Annotated in this window: 13 protein-coding genes; 5 read left to right on the top strand and 8 right to left on the bottom strand. The window is 66.0% G+C overall.

Annotated features, from left to right (window positions below; translation table 11 throughout):
• The first annotated feature begins 316 nt into the window (after nucleotides 1-316).
• Nucleotides 317-1,372, top strand: coding sequence for a type III secretion-associated outer membrane-bound protein HpaM (gene hpaM / locus GGR62_RS00760; RefSeq protein ID WP_184405956.1), 1,056 nt, complete (start codon nucleotides 317-319; stop codon nucleotides 1,370-1,372).
• Between the two features lie 66 nt (nucleotides 1,373-1,438).
• Here the strand turns inward: hpaM and asnB are convergent, their stop codons facing one another.
• From asnB to map, 8 genes are all read right to left on the bottom strand, one after another.
• Complete coding sequence (asnB, locus tag GGR62_RS00755) at nucleotides 1,439-3,133, bottom strand: asparagine synthase B (protein ID WP_184405954.1); 1,695 nt, start codon at nucleotides 3,131-3,133, stop codon at nucleotides 1,439-1,441.
• Nucleotides 3,134-3,721: 588 nt separating this feature from the next.
• Nucleotides 3,722-4,849 (bottom strand): succinyl-diaminopimelate desuccinylase, encoded by a 1,128-nt coding sequence (gene dapE / locus GGR62_RS00750; protein ID WP_184405951.1) that lies wholly within the window; start codon nucleotides 4,847-4,849, stop codon nucleotides 3,722-3,724.
• A gap of 46 nt (nucleotides 4,850-4,895) precedes the next feature.
• Nucleotides 4,896-5,354 (bottom strand): GNAT family N-acetyltransferase, encoded by a 459-nt coding sequence (locus GGR62_RS00745; protein WP_184405948.1) that lies wholly within the window; start codon nucleotides 5,352-5,354, stop codon nucleotides 4,896-4,898.
• The gene (locus GGR62_RS00740) at nucleotides 5,351-5,707 is read right to left on the bottom strand and encodes an arsenate reductase (RefSeq protein WP_184405946.1); all 357 of its coding nucleotides are present in this window, start codon (nucleotides 5,705-5,707) and stop codon (nucleotides 5,351-5,353) included. Before GGR62_RS00740 ends, GGR62_RS00745 begins: the two co-directional genes overlap by 4 nt.
• Before the next feature lies 1 nt (nucleotide 5,708).
• Nucleotides 5,709-6,179 (bottom strand): hypothetical protein, encoded by a 471-nt coding sequence (locus tag GGR62_RS00735; RefSeq protein WP_184405943.1) that lies wholly within the window; start codon nucleotides 6,177-6,179, stop codon nucleotides 5,709-5,711.
• The gene (dapD, locus tag GGR62_RS00730) at nucleotides 6,176-7,327 is read right to left on the bottom strand and encodes a 2,3,4,5-tetrahydropyridine-2,6-dicarboxylate N-succinyltransferase (protein WP_184405941.1); all 1,152 of its coding nucleotides are present in this window, start codon (nucleotides 7,325-7,327) and stop codon (nucleotides 6,176-6,178) included. The genes GGR62_RS00735 and dapD overlap by 4 nt, the downstream gene beginning before the upstream one ends.
• Before the next feature lie 17 nt (nucleotides 7,328-7,344).
• Complete coding sequence (locus GGR62_RS00725; RefSeq protein WP_184405938.1) at nucleotides 7,345-9,954, bottom strand: [protein-PII] uridylyltransferase; 2,610 nt, start codon at nucleotides 9,952-9,954, stop codon at nucleotides 7,345-7,347.
• Nucleotides 9,951-10,727 carry a type I methionyl aminopeptidase gene (map, locus tag GGR62_RS00720; RefSeq protein ID WP_184405937.1) on the bottom strand — a complete coding sequence of 259 codons (777 nt, stop codon included), beginning with the start codon at nucleotides 10,725-10,727 and terminating at the stop codon, nucleotides 9,951-9,953. Before map ends, GGR62_RS00725 begins: the two co-directional genes overlap by 4 nt.
• A 268-nt stretch (nucleotides 10,728-10,995) precedes the next feature.
• On the opposite strand from map, the gene GGR62_RS00715 reads away from it, so the two are divergent.
• The 4 genes from GGR62_RS00715 to GGR62_RS00700 are packed head-to-tail and all read left to right on the top strand — an operon-like array spanning nucleotide 10,996 to nucleotide 15,722.
• Complete coding sequence (locus GGR62_RS00715; RefSeq protein WP_184405935.1) at nucleotides 10,996-11,547, top strand: spore coat U domain-containing protein; 552 nt, start codon at nucleotides 10,996-10,998, stop codon at nucleotides 11,545-11,547.
• Nucleotides 11,548-11,555: 8 nt separating this feature from the next.
• Nucleotides 11,556-12,323 (top strand): molecular chaperone, encoded by a 768-nt coding sequence (locus GGR62_RS00710; RefSeq protein WP_184405933.1) that lies wholly within the window; start codon nucleotides 11,556-11,558, stop codon nucleotides 12,321-12,323.
• 16 nt (nucleotides 12,324-12,339) lie between these two features.
• Nucleotides 12,340-14,691, top strand: coding sequence for a fimbria/pilus outer membrane usher protein (locus GGR62_RS00705; protein ID WP_184405931.1), 2,352 nt, complete (start codon nucleotides 12,340-12,342; stop codon nucleotides 14,689-14,691).
• Nucleotides 14,688-15,722, top strand: a complete 1,035-nt coding sequence (locus GGR62_RS00700) for a spore coat U domain-containing protein (RefSeq protein ID WP_184405928.1) — start codon at nucleotides 14,688-14,690, stop codon at nucleotides 15,720-15,722. The genes GGR62_RS00705 and GGR62_RS00700 overlap by 4 nt, the downstream gene beginning before the upstream one ends.
• The last annotated feature ends 20 nt before the right edge of the window (nucleotides 15,723-15,742 follow it).

Genomic DNA, 15,742 nt, shown 5'->3' with positions numbered 1-15,742 from the left:
TGCCGCTGCCTGGACTGCACGCACTCCTGCGGCGCGCACCACCGTACGGCCGACGTCGGTACGCGCTGTGGCATCTACCGCAAGAGCGCTAGTGGAGTGCGCAGCGCGTTCTGATTTGTTGTCCGCGCGGCGCCACGCCGACTACTCGACGGCGCACGTTTGCAGCGTCATCCATGGCGGCGTAATGAACCTGCGCCGAACCGGATGGGCTGAAATCAGCTAGAACTTAACGTCCGGTGGGACACACTAGAGGCCGTCGCGATCTGGAGAGTCTCTCCGCACGATCGCCCTCCTCCCCTCACTGACCGGAATCCGCATGCCTCAGCTTGCCCGCTCCGTTTCCGCCGTATTGCCACTGCTCTTTGCTGCGACCGCCTGCTCGGCCGCGCCGCCGACCAAATCCGGCCCGCCCGACGCACCCGTTGCCAGCTGTACCGCAAAGCTGCGCCCCGGCCAGGATCTGCAAAAAGCCATCGACAAGCTCCCGCAAAGCGACACGCCTGCGGTGTTGTGCCTGGAAAAAGGCGAATTTCCGCTCAACGGCCTGGTCTCGATCCATCGCGGCAACCTCACGCTGCGCGGCAAGGGTCCGAGCACCGTGTTGCGCATGGCCGATGGCGTGCAGCAGCCGGCGCTGGTGGTCGGCGACTACGAAAACCAGCAGCCGACCGGCGTGATTCGCAATGTCAGCATCGAAGACATGCAGATCGTCGCCAGCACCGGCGACAAGGAATTCATGCCAGAGCGCCCGTACCTGAGCAATAGCGCCGTGGTCGTGCGTTCCGGCCAGGGCATCCGTCTGGCCGGCCTGCAGGTCAACAAGTGCCGCAGTGCCTGCCTGCTGAGCGAATACGACACGCGCGAGATCACCATCGAAAACAACGATGTATCCGGTGCGATCTGGGACGGGGTGTCGTTCAACCGCACCGCCAAGGTCACGATGGTCAACAACTACATCCACGACAATGTGGCCGCAGGCTTGACCACCGAGCATCTGGAAGACAGCGAAATCCGCAACAACCGCTTCGAGCGCAACGGCAGCCAGGGCATCTATCTGTCCGATGCGCGGCGCAACCGCTTCAGCAACAACCAGTTCGATGGCAACAAGGTGGCCGGCGTGTTCCTGGCCTGTGCCATCCGCTATCGCACGCCGGAAATCCTGTGCTGGGACAACAGCATGAGTCAGGACAACGTGTTCGAGAACAACCGTTTCTCCAATACGCCGTTCACCTACACGATCGGTGTGGACCGTGCGGCCAACTGCACCGCAGCCGACTTCAAGCCGAACCTGTGGCGCAACAACCAGTCCGATGTGGCCGGTGTGGATATCGAGCCGCAGCGCTACGGCTATTGCGTTCGCCACGAGCAATAAACCACGGATGTAGAGAGCGGCCGGCAGCGCGTGGACGCATGCAGGCCGCTGTCGCCGCAACGTGCGCTACGAGGCCAGTGCCTGTTCGTGCACGCCGGCAATCGCACGGCCCGACGGATCGGCCATCGCGGCAAAACTCGCATCCCAGGCAATCGCGGTCGGCGACGAGCACGCAATCGACTTACCGCCGGGCACGGTTTCTGCCGCCGCCTGGCTCGGGAAAAACTGCTCGAACAGGCTGCGGTAGAAATACGCCTCCTTTGTCTGCGGCGGATTGACCGGAAAACGTCGGTCGGCCGCAGCCAACTCGCGGTCGCTCACATGTGCGGCGGCATGCGCCTTGAGTCCATCGATCCAGCCATAGCCCACGCCATCGCTGAACTGCTCCTTCTGCCGCCACAGGATCGATTCGGGCAGATACCCTGCGAACGCTTCGCGCAACACGCCCTTTTCCATCCGCGTGGCGCCGGTGCTGGTCTTGTCGATCATCTTGAAGCTGGCATCCATGCGCATGGCCACGTCCAGGAACTCGCGGTCCAGGAACGGCACGCGCGGCTCCACGCCCCAGGCCATCATCGACTTGTTGGCGCGCAGGCAATCGTAGTTGTTGAGCGCGTCGAGTTTGCGCACCAGCTCTTCATGGAACTCGCGTGCGTTCGGTGCCTTGTGGAAGTACAGATACCCACCAAAGATCTCGTCGCTGCCTTCGCCCGACAGCACCATTTTGACGCCCATCGCCTTGATCCGCCGCGCCAGCAGAAACATCGGCGTGGAGGCGCGAATGGTGGTGACGTCATAGGTCTCGATATGCCGAATGACCTCGGGCAGCGCATCCAGCCCTTCTTCGAAGGTGTATTCGAAACCGTGGTGCACCGTGCCCAACGCTGCGGCGGCGACCTCGGCGGCGGCTAGATCGGGCGAGCCTTGCAAACCGATCGCGAACGAATGCAGACGCGGCCACCAGGCTTCGGTGGTGTCGTTCTCCTCGATGCGATGGCGTGCGTAGCGCGCAGCCACGGCGGCGACCAGCGACGAATCCAGGCCGCCCGAAAGCAACACGCCGTACGGCACGTCGGTCATCAGCTGCCGATGCACCGCACGCTCGAATGCCTCGCGCAGCTCCTGCAGCTGCACCTGCACGCCTTCCACTTCCGCGTAGTCGCGCCACGCGCGCTTGTAGTAGCGGCTTAACGCGCCGGTGGCGCTGTCGTACCAGTGGCCGGGCGGGAACTGCGCGGCATCGGCGCAATCGTCGACCAACGATTTCAGTTCCGATGCCACGCGCAAGCGGCCTTCGCGATCATGTCCCCAGTACAGCGGCACCACGCCGATCGGATCGCGCGCGATGATCACCCGCCCGGCTGCCTTGTCCCATAGCGCAAAAGCGAAGATGCCGTTGAGGCGGTTGAGGTACGCCTCCGGTGCGTCTTCGCGGTACAGCGCATTGATCACCTCGCAATCGGAGCCGGTCTGGAAGGCGTATGGCTGCGCCAGTTCCTGCTTGAGTTCGCGGTGGTTGTAGATTTCGCCATTGACCGCGAGCGCGAGTTGCCCATCTTCGGACAGCAACGGTTGCGAGCCGCCGGCGGGGTCGACGATGGCCAGGCGCTCGTGCACCAGGATCGCTCCGGCATCGACATACACACCGCTCCAGTCGGGACCGCGATGACGCTGCCGCTGCGAACATTCCAGCGCCTGCCGGCGTAATGCCTGCAGATCGTCACCGGGTTGCAGGCCGAAAATACCGAAGATGGAACACATGGACACACTCCTGGATAAAGCAGTGGGGGTTGGAGGCCGGTGGAATAGCGTGCTACACGAGAATGACACCCATAAAAAAAACCCGCATCGGCCGATGCGGGTTTTCTGGTTTCCGGGCGTTGAGGTGACTTCGCCTAGTCGCAGACCCGCATCGGCCATGCACGATTATTCGCGCGCAGATTAGTGCGGTTGTTGTTGACGACATTGGACAGGAGCGATGACATGGCTCGACCGTATCCCGCTTTCGGCGACGACGCAACTGTTGCGATGGCAACCAAGCCAGCGATCCAAACCGGCACGCGGTGCGCTGGCTATTGCATGGATGCTGCGCGAGCCACGCTCGGGAGTCCTGGGCTGACCCACGTCGCGGACGCATCGCGCGCCCGACCCTGCAGTGCGCCGGGATCTGCGTACTGAAGCGTAGCGCGCGGCCGCGCGCCGCGGACGCTCTGCCCCCCCCCATCGGAAGACAGCAGCGCCCGGTGGAAACGCACGCGTCCTGGAACAGGACGGGCATGCCACGCGTCGATGCGCGTGGCTATCAGCCTGCGTGATCCGCGGGCTGATAGCCGCAGACCATCTCGCAGCTCAGGCCAGCAGACGTTCGATCAGCGCGCGATACAGCGCCGGCAAGGCGTCCAGATCGGCCACGCGCACGTGCTCATCGACCTGATGGATGCTGGCGTTGACCGGGCCGACTTCGATGCATTGCGCGCCCAGCGGTGCGATGAACCGCGCATCCGAGGTGCCGCCGCCGGTGCTTTCCTCCGGCGGCGCGCCGGCAAACTGCGCCAGCACCTCACGCGCGACGCTGCGCAAGCGCCCTTCCGGGGTGTAGAACGGCTCGCCGCTGCGGTGCCAGCGCAGCGAATAGCCCAGGCCGTGGCGGTCGAGCAGCGCGGCGATCTCCGCCTCCAGCTGCGGCGCGTCCCAGCACGGGTTGTAGCGCAGGTTGAAGGCCACCTGCAGCTCGCCGGGAATCACGTTGTTGGCACCGGTACCGGCATGGATATTTGAAATCTGCAGGCTGGTGGGCGGGAAGCTCTCGTAGCCGTCGTCCCAATGCCGTGCCACCAACTCGGCCAGCGCAGGCGCAGCCAGATGGATCGGATTGCGCGCCTTGTGCGGATACGCCACATGCCCCTGCACACCCTGCACGGTCAGCATGCCGGACAGACTGCCGCGACGGCCCACGCGCAGCAGATCGCCGAGCCGCTCGCTGGAGGACGGTTCGCCGGTGATGCACCAGTCGATGCGTTCGCCGCGCGCGCGAAACGTCTCGGCGACCTTGCGCACGCCATCCAGCGCATCGCCTTCCTCGTCGGACGTCAGCAGCACCGCCAGCGTGCCGGGATGCTGCGGGTACGCGGCGACGAACTGTTCGGCGGCGATCACGAAGGCGGCCACCCCGCTCTTCATGTCGGCGGCGCCGCGTCCGTACAGCACGCCGTCGCGGATCTGCGGCACGAACGGATCGCTGGCCCAGGCCTCGCGCGGCCCGGGCGGCACCACGTCGGTGTGGCCGAGCAGCGCCAGCACCGGCGCCCCGCTGCCATGCGTGGCCCACAGGTTATCGACCTGGCCAAAGCGCAGCCGCTCGATGGCAAAGCCGGCGCGCGCCAACCGCTGCGCGATCAGTTCCTGGCAACCGGCATCGTCCGGCGTCACTGACGGACGGGCGATCAGTTCACAGGTGAGGTCAACAATGTCGGACATGCGATGGCACCTTTCGATTGCAAGGACGGAACAGGCGATGTTCGGTTCAACAGGTGTTTCCCGCCCAGTGCAGCACATGCACGCGCACCGCAAAGGACTCGTTGCCCGGCATCCGCCCGCCCTGTATGCCGGTTTCCACGAAGCCGCAGGTCAGGTAGAACGCCAGCGCCGCCGCGTTGCCTTCCAGCAACTCCAGCGACAGGCCGCCGGGATTGGCGGTTTGCACTGCCGCCACCAGCGCCTTGCCCACGCCACGCCGCCGCGATGCCGGGTCCACGTACAGCCAGGCCAGTTCCTGGCCATCGTCGGCAACGAATCCGGCCAGATACCCATCCCGTTCGGCGACCTGCACACGGTAATCGAACAATCCCTCGCGCTGCGCGGCGACCTGCAGCGGCAGGAATGCATGCGGCAGCGCGGCCGCCTGCAGTTCCTCCATCCGCGCAGCGTCGTGGATGGCGCAGATGCGCGCCCAGTCGCTTGCCTGGTAAGGGCGGATCTTCATTCCACGCCGAAGCGCTGCTTGAAGCCGTTGTCGGAGAAGCCCTGGCTGAGCGTACCGTCGTCGGTCACCACCACCGGGCGACGGATGAGCTGCGGATATTCGCGCAGCAGCAGCTTCCATTCGGCGGCGCTGGCTGCGGCCTTGCGGTTGTCCGGCAACTGCCGCCAGGTGGTCGATGACTTGTTGATCAGCGCATCGAATCCGCCGGCCTGCTCCGCCCATGCCAGCAGCGTCTGCGGTTCGGGTGTGTGTTCGCGGTAATCGACGAAGCGGTAGGCCACGCCGAAGCGGTCCAGCCACTTGGTCGCCTTCTTGCAGGTATCGCAGTTCTTGAGTCCGTACAGCGTGGTCATCTCATGGAGTTCCTGTGGTTGCGCGGCGCGCCTGGGCACGCGCCATCAGGTCGGTGGCAAGCAGTTCGGGCGACTGCCCGCAGGCAGGCAGGAAAATCACCGGCGCGGCGCCGACCCGCATCCGCAGTGCCACACGCACCGGCGGAATCAGCCAGGCTGGCTCGACCGCGCGCAGATCGCGCAGGTCGATGCGCTGCTGCCGTCCCTGACGTTCGATCAGCAAGGCATCGCCAAGGTCGTACACCTGCGCCCAACGCGCCGGTTGCCGCAGCCAGCGCAAGGCCATCGCCGCAAGCAGCGCCGGTACGATCCAATGCCACGCCCCGCCGGCCGTGACAGCCGGGGCGCGGATCAGCATGCCGACCGTATAGAACACGCCCCAGCCCAGCCAAAATGCAGGGATGCCCCACCGCACCCAGCGCGACGCAGTCCTGGACAGGATGCCGTGGCGCGGGCCTGGCTGCGTGCTCAATCGGCCAAACCGCGCAGCAGCTCGTTGACGCTGGTCTTGCTGCGCGTCTTGGCATCCACCTGCTTGACGATCACCGCGCAATACAGCGAGTGCGAGCCATCCTTGGACGGCAGCTGGCCAGAGACGACCACGCTGTACGGCGGCACGTAACCGTAGGAAATCTCGCCAGTGGCACGGTTGTAGAGACGCGTGCTCTGGCCGATGAACACGCCCATGCCGATCACGCTGTGGTGGCCGACCACCACGCCTTCGACCACTTCCGAACGCGCACCGATGAAGCAATGGTCCTCGATGATGGTCGGGCTGGCCTGCAGCGGTTCGAGCACGCCACCGATGCCGGCGCCGCCGGACAGATGGCAATGCTTGCCGATCTGCGCGCACGAACCGACCGTGGCCCAGGTATCGACCATGCTGCCTTCGCCCACATACGCACCGATGTTGGTGAAGCTCGGCATCAGCACCACGTCCTTGCCGAAATAGCTGCCACGCCGCGCAACCGCACCCGGCACCACACGCACGCCGGCCTTGCGGAACTCGGCCTCGCCGAAGCCGGCAAAACGCGACTCCACCTTGTCCCAGAACGGCGCCGGCTGCGCGTCGATCACCGCCATCTCGTTGACACGGAAGTACAGCAGCACGGCCTTCTTCAACCATTCGTTGACGGTCCAGCCGCCCTGTCCGTCCGGCTCGGCAACGCGGAATTCGCCGCTCTCCAGGCCGTCGATGACGCGGGTGACGATGGCGCGGGTGGAGCCGTCGATTTCGTCGATGGTCAAGGTGGCGCGGCGTTCGAACGCGCTCTCGATCCCGAACCTGAGTTCGTCGCTCCGCACCTGCGTGGCAGCGCTACGCACCGCCTGTTCGGCAAGCGGCAGCTTCTTCGCAGCGGCGGCCTTCTTGGCGACCGGCGCAGAGACCACGCGGGTCGCCTGCTTGGCCACGCGCGATGCAGCGGCGCCTTTCTGCGCAGCGGAGGGCTTGGTAACGGGTTGCTTGGCGGCGATTTTCTTGCCAACGGTTGCGCCAGGCTTGGCCTTGGCGGCGACAGGTGCCTTGGCAGCCTTGCTGCCCGGCGCTGCCGCGCGCTTGGACGCTGCGCTGACGGTGGTCGCGCTGGGCTTGCGCGTGGACTTCTTGCTGGTGGCCATGGGGGTCTCCGAACGTACTAGGTGGGATCGAGGCAGGCGCACAGCGCATCGCGCAGCGCCTGCCGGGCGGATTCGGGCAACGGGCGATCATGCTCGTCGGTGATCTGGAACTGATCTTCGGCTCGCTCGCCGAAGGTGGCGATGCGCGCATCGTGCACGCGCAGGTGCTGCATGCGCAGTACGTACGCCACGTCGGCCAGCAAACCGGGCCGATCGGGCGCTACCAGGCTGATGCGGGTACGGCGGCCGCCAGCGCTTTCGCTGAATTCCACCCGCGGCGCAAAGCGGAAATGTCGCAGCTGGCGCGGCACGGCACGTCGTGACGGCCGCACTTTCAGCAGGTCGCCGGCCAGCACCTGGCGCAGCGCTGCAGCCAGGCGCTGCGGATCGCCATCGGCATAGTCTTCCTGCGGCAGCACTTCGAACACGTCGAAGATCGCATCGTGCGGCGCATCCAGCACGCGTGCGCGATGGATGCCGTAGCCCTTGCGATCCAGCGTGGCCACGATCGCCGCAAACAGGCCATCGCGATCGGGCGAATACACGAACAGCTCCAGCGCATCGTTGTCCGGCACTGCACGGCGCGCCTTGACCATGGTCTGGCCGATCCGCGCTTCGATCAGCGACACCGCCTGCCACGCCAGTTGCTCGGGACGGAAGCGCAGGAAGTTTTCGTCCGGCATGCCGGCGAACTGACGATCGATGGTGGCGTCGTCGTAGCCCTGCTCCTGCATCAACGTGCGCGCCGATTCGCGCGCCTCGCGCAGGCGTTCCTCGCGCGGCGCCGGATGCTCCAGGCCTTCGCGCAGCGCGCGGCGCGCAGCGAAGTACAGATCGGCCAGCAGCCGGTCCTTCCATGCGTTCCACAACTTGGGGCTGGTGCCGGCAATGTCGGCGCAGGTCAGCAGATACAGATAATCCAGCCGTTCGCGCGTACCGACCAGCGTGGCGAAGCGATGAATCACCTCCGGGTCGGAAATGTCCTGCTTCTGCGCGGTCACCGACATGCGCAGATGCTGTTCCACCAGCCAGGCCACCAGCGCGGTATCGTTTTCGCTGAGCCGATGCGCCTGGCAGAACGCGCGCGCATCCACCGCACCCAGCTCCGAGTGATCGCCGCCGCGCCCCTTCGCAATATCGTGAAACAGGCCCGCAAGCAGCAGCAATTCCGGCTTGCGCAAGCGCGGCCAGACTTCGTGGGTGATCGAAAAACGTTCGTCGGCACGACCGGCCGCAAACAGCGCGATGTTCCGCAGCACCATCAGCGTGTGCTGATCCACCGTATAGACATGAAACAGGTCGAACTGCATGCGCCCGGACACGCTGGCGAACGCAGGAATCCACTGTCCCAGCACACCCAGGCGCGCCATGCGGTTGAGCGTTTCCACCGCACGCGGGCCACGCAGCAGCGCCATGAACCGCTCGCGTGCCACCGTATCGGCGCGGTCGTAGGCCGGCAATTCCCACAGCACCTCGGCCAGCGCGCGCGCGGTCAACGAATGCAGTCCGCGTACCTCGCGGTGCGCGGCCCATTGCGCGAACAGGGCGAACACCCGCATGACGTCGCCGGCCGGCCAGTCGTCCGCATCGGCCGCCAGGTAGCCACGGCGCAGGCTGAAGCCGGCACCCAATGGCTCGGGCACCGCTTCGCCATCGAATTGTTCTTCGAAGCGTTGCAGCAGACGATCGCTGATGCGGCGGATCAACGCGGCGCTGCGGTAGAAGCGCTGCATCATCTTTTCAACGCCCAGGCTTTCCAGGTCGTCGGCAAACCCCAGTCGCTCGGCCAGGGTCTTCTGGTAATCGAAACGCAGGCGCTCTTCCGGCCGATTGGCAACGATATGCAACCCAAACCGCAGCCGCGCCAGTTCCTCACGCTCGCGCCGCAATGCCGCCGCCTCGTCGAAACCGACATGGCCCAGCCCGACCAGCGCCTCCAGATCCTTGACGCCGAACGCGCGCAGCGCCATCCAGCCCAATGTCTGCAGGTCGCGCAGGCCGCCGGGGCCGTCCTTGATATCCGGCTCCAGGTTGTCGGCGGTATCGCCGAAGCGCTGATGGCGCGCCAGCAACTCTTCGCGCTTGGCCTGGAAGAAGTCGCGCGGCGGCCACACCTGTTGGGGCGAAATCGCCGCCGCCAGGGCGGCACGCGCCCGACTTGCGGCAACCAGCGGGCGCGATTCGATCAAGGCGGTCAGCACCGTCTGGTCGATGGCGGCGACCGTGCACTGGGCGGACGAGCGCACCGCGTGGCTGATCGGCAGGCCGACATCCCACAGCAGTGCGAACAACCGCGCCAGGGCCTGCTCATGCTGCTGTTGCACGGCGCTCTCGCCCAGCACCAGCACATCCACATCCGAGCGCGGAAACAATTCGCCGCGCCCATAGCCGCCCACGGCATGCAACGACAACGCCGCATCGGCCGGGATGCAGCGCGTCCACGCATTGCGCATCAATTGATCGACCGCGCGTGCGCGCAGCGCCACCAGCCGCTCGATCGGCTCGCCCTGGTCGAAGCGCTTGCACAGCCGCATGTCCGCATGCACCAGCAGCGGACGGGCTTGCGCAGCCCACTCCGCGTCGCCGGCGACGCCCGGATCGGGTCGGTCCGCCGGCGTGCCCGTCATGCCGATGCGGGCGCGTTGGCCGACAACGTGAGCACATCCACGCCGTCTTCGGTCACTGCGACCATGTGTTCCCACTGCGCGGACAACTTGCGGTCCTTGGTGACCACGGTCCACCCATCGGGCAGTGTCTTATGGTGATAGGTGCCTTCGTTGATCATCGGCTCGATGGTGAAGGTCATGCCCGGCTTGAGCACCAAGCCCTCACCGGGACGGCCGTAATGCATCACCTGCGGCTCGTCGTGGTAGATCTTGCCGATGCCGTGGCCACAATAATCGCGCACCACGCTGAAGCGCTCGGCCTCGGCGAATTTTTGGATCGCATGGCCCACATCGCCCAGCGTCGCACCCGGCTTGACTGCACGGATGCCGCGCCACATCGCTTCATAGGTGGTTTCCACCAGGCGCTTGGCCATCACCGACGGCGTGCCGACGTAATACATGCGGCTGGTGTCGCCGTGCCAGCCGTCCTTGATGACGGTGACATCGATATTGACGATATCGCCTTCCTTCAACACCTTGGCCGCGCTCGGAATGCCGTGGCAGATCACGTTGTTGACCGAGGTGCACACGCTCTTGGGAAAGCCGCGGTAGCCGACGTTGGCCGGGATGGTGCCCTGCACGTTGACGATGTGGTCGTGGCAGATGCGGTCCAGCTCGGCTGTGGTCACGCCCGGTTGAACGTGCGGGGCCACGATGTCGAGCACCTCGGCGGCCAGACGGCCGGCGACGCGCATCAGTTCGATTTCTTCTTTGGTTTTTAGATTGACGCTCATGGCGGCAATTATCGCCGATTCGGGCTGAATCTGAACGCCCGCGGTGCGACGCAGCGCAAGCGGACAGGAGAACAGCAATCTGACACGGAACCAGACATTTCTGTGAACCAGCGCAAATTCCGCCAATCCGATGGCGAACGACGTCAAGTAATGGACGTCGCACTTTGAAAAAAAGCCTTGCCGGGAGCCTTTAGAGCCATGTGAAAGCGGCGTTAATTAATGGCACGGCTGATGCATTGCCTTCAGCACGACGTCCCGTCGCACTTAAATGACCAGACTGGTCAAGGAAATGTCCATGCGCACTGTCCGCCCTGTCCTGCTGTCCCTCGGCCTGCTGTCGACCATTGGCGTTGCCAGTGCGGCAGATACCACCACATTCAATGTCAAGATCGCCGTCACCAAGGCCTGCACCATCACCGCGGCCTCTGCCACCGACGTCGACTTCGGCTCGGTGCTCTCGACCTCGACCGCCAATGCCGATGCCAACGGCAGCGTGACCGCGCAGTGCACCGCGCTGACCCCGTACAACATCGCGTTGAGCGCGGGCAGCAATGCCGGCACCTCCAACGACGTCACCACCCGCCGGATGAAGAACACCGACGCGCTGGTCACCACCAACAACTTCATTGCCTACCAGCTGTACCAGGACCTGGGACGCAGCACGGTCTGGGGCAGCACCACCGGCACCAATACGCTGAGCCGCACCGCGACCGGCATCAACCAGGTCTACCCGGTCTACGGCCGTGTGACCAACCCGTCCGCCAACAATCCCGCCACCGGTGCCTACCAGGACACGATCACCGCCACGATCGTCTACTGAGCACGCGCATGACACTGCACCAGCTGTCATCACGCCTGCCGACATGGCTGGCTCCGACCGCACTGAGCGTGCTGCTGGCGCTGGCCAGTGCGTGGTCGCTGCAGGCCGCGCACGCCGCCAGTCTGCAGCTGGCACCGACCTCGCTGACGCTGAGCGCGCAGCAATCCGCCGACGGGCTGTGGCTGAGCAACAGCGGCAGTGCGCCGGTGCAGGTGCAGACCCGTGCCTACCGTTGGACGCAGATCGACGGCAAGGACCAACTCGACCCGACCCAGGAACTGCTGATCAGCCCGCCGATGCGCACCCTGGCCGCTGGCGAACGCCAGCTCATCCGGGTGATTCGCGCCGGGCCTGCGCCGACCGGCCAGGAGGCCTGTTACCGCATCATCGTCGACGAACTGCCCAGCGCCGATGCGGACCGCAAGGGCATGCAGTTCGTGCTGCGCTACTCGGTGCCGATCTTCGTGCTGCCGCCCGGCAAGACCGACCCCATGCCGATCTTGCGCACCCAGGTGATCGCCGGCAGCGACGGCAATGCGCAGATCCAGATCAGCAACACCGGCGATGGGCACGCCCAGGTCGCCGACCTGCGGCATCAGGTCGATGGGGCGACCAAAACCGCATTGAGCGGCCTGGTCGGCTATGTGCTGGCCGGCCAGACCATGCGCTGGTCGCTCGGCGCACCGCTGGCCCAGTTCGGGCACGGCACCATCATCGCAAGGATCAATGGTGAGGCGGACGAACGCACCCTGTTGGCAGCGCCAGCAGCGCCGTGATGCGGGCCGGCTGGCGATGACGCTGCTCGCGACCGCCACCAGCCTGGCCTACGGCGCATCCGGCGACCTGGCCGACATGACAACGCTCCCGGATCAGGCGCAGCAAAGCGCTGCGGCCCTGCCGCAGACGCTGTATCTGGACGTCACCCTGAATCAGGCCGAGCGCGGCCTGGCGCCGTTCGAGTTGATCGACGGTCACCTGCGTGGCTCGGTCGAAACGCTGCGCAAGCTGGGCTTCGTGCTGGCCGACCGTACTGCCGGCGAACTGCTCGACCTGGACCGACTGCCCGATGTGGAAGTGCGTTACGACGCCGCGCTGCAGCGGCTGGCGCTGCAGGTGCCGTTGGCGCAACTGTCGCTCTCCACCACGGTCCTGAAGGCCGAACAGGTCGCTCCGCCGAGCGCTACCGCTTCGCCCGGCATGCTGCTCAATTACGACTTCTATGCAACGCGCAACACCGGCTCCAGCAACGTATCGCTGGCCACCGAATTGCGCGGCTTCGGCATCGGCCGCGGCATGGTCGACACCACCGCCGTGTTCCTGGCCTACGACCGCCCGCAGGACGGGCGCTGGCGCAGTGAAGCGGTGCGCCTGGACAGCGCCTGGCAGATGGATTTTCCCGACAGCGCCACCAGCCTCACCGTCGGCGACTTCTATAGCGGCTTTGTCGACTGGAGTCGCTCGATCCGCCTGGGCGGCGTGCAAATCGGCCGCAACTACGCGTTGCAGCCGTACCGCGTGTTGACGCCAACGCCTAGCTTCCTGGGCGAAGCGGTGGTGCCGTCGACCGTGGAGCTCTACGTCGATGGATTGCGCCAGTACAGCGGCCAGGTGCCGGCCGGCCCGTTCCAACTGGCCGCGCAACCAGGCATCAGCGGCACCGGCCAGGCGCAGATCGTGGTGACCGATGCCTTCGGCCAGGTGCGTCGGCTGGATTTTGCGTTCTACGGCACGCCGCAGTTGCTGGCGCGCGGCATTTCCGAGTGGTCGGCCGGCATTGGCCATCTGCGCCAGGACTACGGCGTGCGTTCGTTTTCTTACGAATCGCGCACCGTGGCCAGCGCCACCTTGCGCAAGGGACTGCGCGAGGACGTCACCATCGAAGCGCATGCCGAAGCCGGCGGTGGCGTGGTCAATGCCGGCGCCGGCGGCGTGTGGCTGCTGGGGCGCGGCGGCGTCGTCAATGCCGCTTATGCGCATAGCCAGATGGACGCGCTGCGCGGCGGCCAGTATGTGCTGGGCTTTGCCTGGAACAACCGTCGTTTCAACTTCAACCTAGGCACCCAGCGCACCCACGGCGACTACCGCGACCTGGGTGCGCTGCAAGGCGCGTTGCCGGCACGCATCAGCGACCGCGCGGTATTCGGCGTCAACGTCAATCCGATCGGCTCGCTGGGCACCAGCTACGTGCGGCTGAGTTATCCGCAGGGCGACACCTCGCGCTACGCCAGCCTGTTCTGGTCGCGCAGTTTCGGGCGCAACTGGGCCGCCAACCTGTCCGGCAATCAAAATCTGGACATCCGCAGCGATCGCAGCCTGTACCTGTCGCTGTCGACCACCTTCGGCGAGTTGCGCCAGGCCAGTGCATCGATGCAGCGCAACGGCAACCGCACCGGATTCGTCGCCGACGTCAGCCAGCCGTTGCCCGGCGACGGCGACCTGGGCGGCCTCGGCTGGCGCGTGCAGGGACGTGCCGGCGACGATGCCAACGGCGGGCTGGCCGAACTGGGCTGGTTGAATCGGATCGGCCGCTACAACCTCGGCGCGGCCAATCAGGACGGCGACAGCTTCGGCTATGCCAGCGCCAGTGGCAGCCTGGTGTGGATGAACGGTCGCGGCTTTGCCGCGCGCGATATCCAGGATGCGTTTGCGGTGGTCTCCACCGACGGCCAGGCCGGCATTCCGGTACGGCTGGAGAATCGCCTGATCGGCGTCACCGACGCACGTGGCATGCTGCTGGTGACACCGCTGCAATCGTGGCAACGCAATCAATTGTCCATCGACACCTTGAACCTGCCGGCAGATCTGCGCGTGGACCGCGTCGATACCGCCGTCACCCCGCGCCAGCAGTCCGGGGTGGCGGTGCGTTTCGGCATCACCCGCGTGCGCGCGGCGATCATCGTGCTGCACGACGCGCAAGGCGTGCCATTGCCGGTCGGCAGCGTGGTGCAGCGCGAGGGCGACGCCGAGCGCGTGGTGGTCGGCTACGACGGCGAAACCTATCTGGACAACCTGCAGCACGACAACCGCATCCTGGTCGAGTCGCCGAACGGGCGCTGCACCGCGCAGTTCGCCTACCCCTCCAATCCCGGCGGGATTCCGCGCGTCGGTCCGCTGCCGTGCCTGGGTGAGCAGAAGACGCCATGACCAGGCACGCACCCTGGCGCCTGCTGCTGGCGCTGACCATCGCCACGCTGTGGCTTGCACCCAGCCAGGCGGCCCGGGCCGACACTACCTGCACGGCCACCCTGGGCACGGCGCTGGCGTTCGGCAATGTCGCCGCCAATGGCACCACCGATGCGGTGGCAACGCTCAGCGTCTCCTGTGCGACCGCCGCGCTCAGTGTCCTGGGCTACGCACAGGTGAGCCTGTGCCTGGACCTGGGGCCCGGTAGCGCCAGCGGCGGCCTGTATGCACCGCGCCGCATGCGCAACTCCACCAGCGACAGCCTGGACTTCCAGATCTACAGGGATGCCTCACGCACCCAGGTCTGGGGCGCCACCGCATCGACCACCCCCTCGCCGGTTCTGTTGACGCTGTCGTACGGTGTCCCGGTGGTCACCGGCGGCTCGCAAACCACCAGCGTCACGCTGTACGGGCGCATTCCGACCAATCAGATCCTGTCGATCGGCAACCACACCAGCACGTTCGGCGGGGCCGACACGGTGCTGCGCTATTCCTACAACGAGAGCGTCATCGGCGTCCCACCGGCGCCGGGCAGTTGTACGGCCGGTGGCAGCGGCAGCAAGACCGCCAGCAACGCGTTCCCGTTCACCGCCTCGGCCAACGTGCCGGCACGCTGCAACACCTATGTCACCACCGACCTGGATTTCGGCAGCATCGCCGGCAGCATCAACACCGCCATCGACCGCACCTCCACCATCAGCCTGGCCTGCACCAACCGCACCGCCTGGAACATCGGCCTGGACAACGGCGTCAACGCCAGCGGCGGCACCCGACGCATGCGCCACGCCTCCAGCGCCAACTATGTCGCCTACCAACTCTACCGGGATGCCGGTCGCGCCAACCTCTGGGGCACCACGATCGGCGTGGACACGCTCGCCGGCACCGGCAACGGCGCGACCCAGACGGTCACCGTCTACGGGCGCGCGGCAGGCGCGCAATTGCCCATCGCAGGGGCCTACAACGACACGGTGACCGTCTCCATCACTTACTGACAGTTAATAAAGTTCGCTTT

It is taken from the genome of Xanthomonas sp. 3075, from assembly GCF_014197275.1.
In the GTDB taxonomy this organism is placed as follows: Bacteria; Pseudomonadota; Gammaproteobacteria; order Xanthomonadales; family Xanthomonadaceae; genus Xanthomonas; species Xanthomonas campestris_B.
Note: the sequence above shows the minus strand (reverse complement) of the source record. Positions and strands in the feature narration are given on the sequence as shown.

Bases quoted from the DNA above. Each gene is read 5' to 3' on its own strand.
- hpaM (WP_184405956.1), top strand. From the start codon at position 317: ATGCCTCAGCTTGCCCGCTCCGTTTCCGCCGTATTGCCACTGCTCTTT.
- asnB (WP_184405954.1), bottom strand. From the start codon at position 3,133: ATGTGTTCCATCTTCGGTATTTTCGGCCTGCAACCCGGTGACGATCTG.
- dapE (WP_184405951.1), bottom strand. From the start codon at position 4,849: ATGTCCGACATTGTTGACCTCACCTGTGAACTGATCGCCCGTCCGTCA.
- GGR62_RS00745 (WP_184405948.1), bottom strand. From the start codon at position 5,354: ATGAAGATCCGCCCTTACCAGGCAAGCGACTGGGCGCGCATCTGCGCC.
- GGR62_RS00740 (WP_184405946.1), bottom strand. From the start codon at position 5,707: ATGACCACGCTGTACGGACTCAAGAACTGCGATACCTGCAAGAAGGCG.
- dapD (WP_184405941.1), bottom strand. From the start codon at position 7,327: ATGGCCACCAGCAAGAAGTCCACGCGCAAGCCCAGCGCGACCACCGTC.
- GGR62_RS00725 (WP_184405938.1), bottom strand. From the start codon at position 9,954: ATGACGGGCACGCCGGCGGACCGACCCGATCCGGGCGTCGCCGGCGAC.
- map (WP_184405937.1), bottom strand. From the start codon at position 10,727: ATGAGCGTCAATCTAAAAACCAAAGAAGAAATCGAACTGATGCGCGTC.
- GGR62_RS00715 (WP_184405935.1), top strand. From the start codon at position 10,996: ATGACCAGACTGGTCAAGGAAATGTCCATGCGCACTGTCCGCCCTGTC.
- GGR62_RS00710 (WP_184405933.1), top strand. From the start codon at position 11,556: ATGACACTGCACCAGCTGTCATCACGCCTGCCGACATGGCTGGCTCCG.
- GGR62_RS00705 (WP_184405931.1), top strand. From the start codon at position 12,340: ATGACGCTGCTCGCGACCGCCACCAGCCTGGCCTACGGCGCATCCGGC.
- GGR62_RS00700 (WP_184405928.1), top strand. From the start codon at position 14,688: ATGACCAGGCACGCACCCTGGCGCCTGCTGCTGGCGCTGACCATCGCC.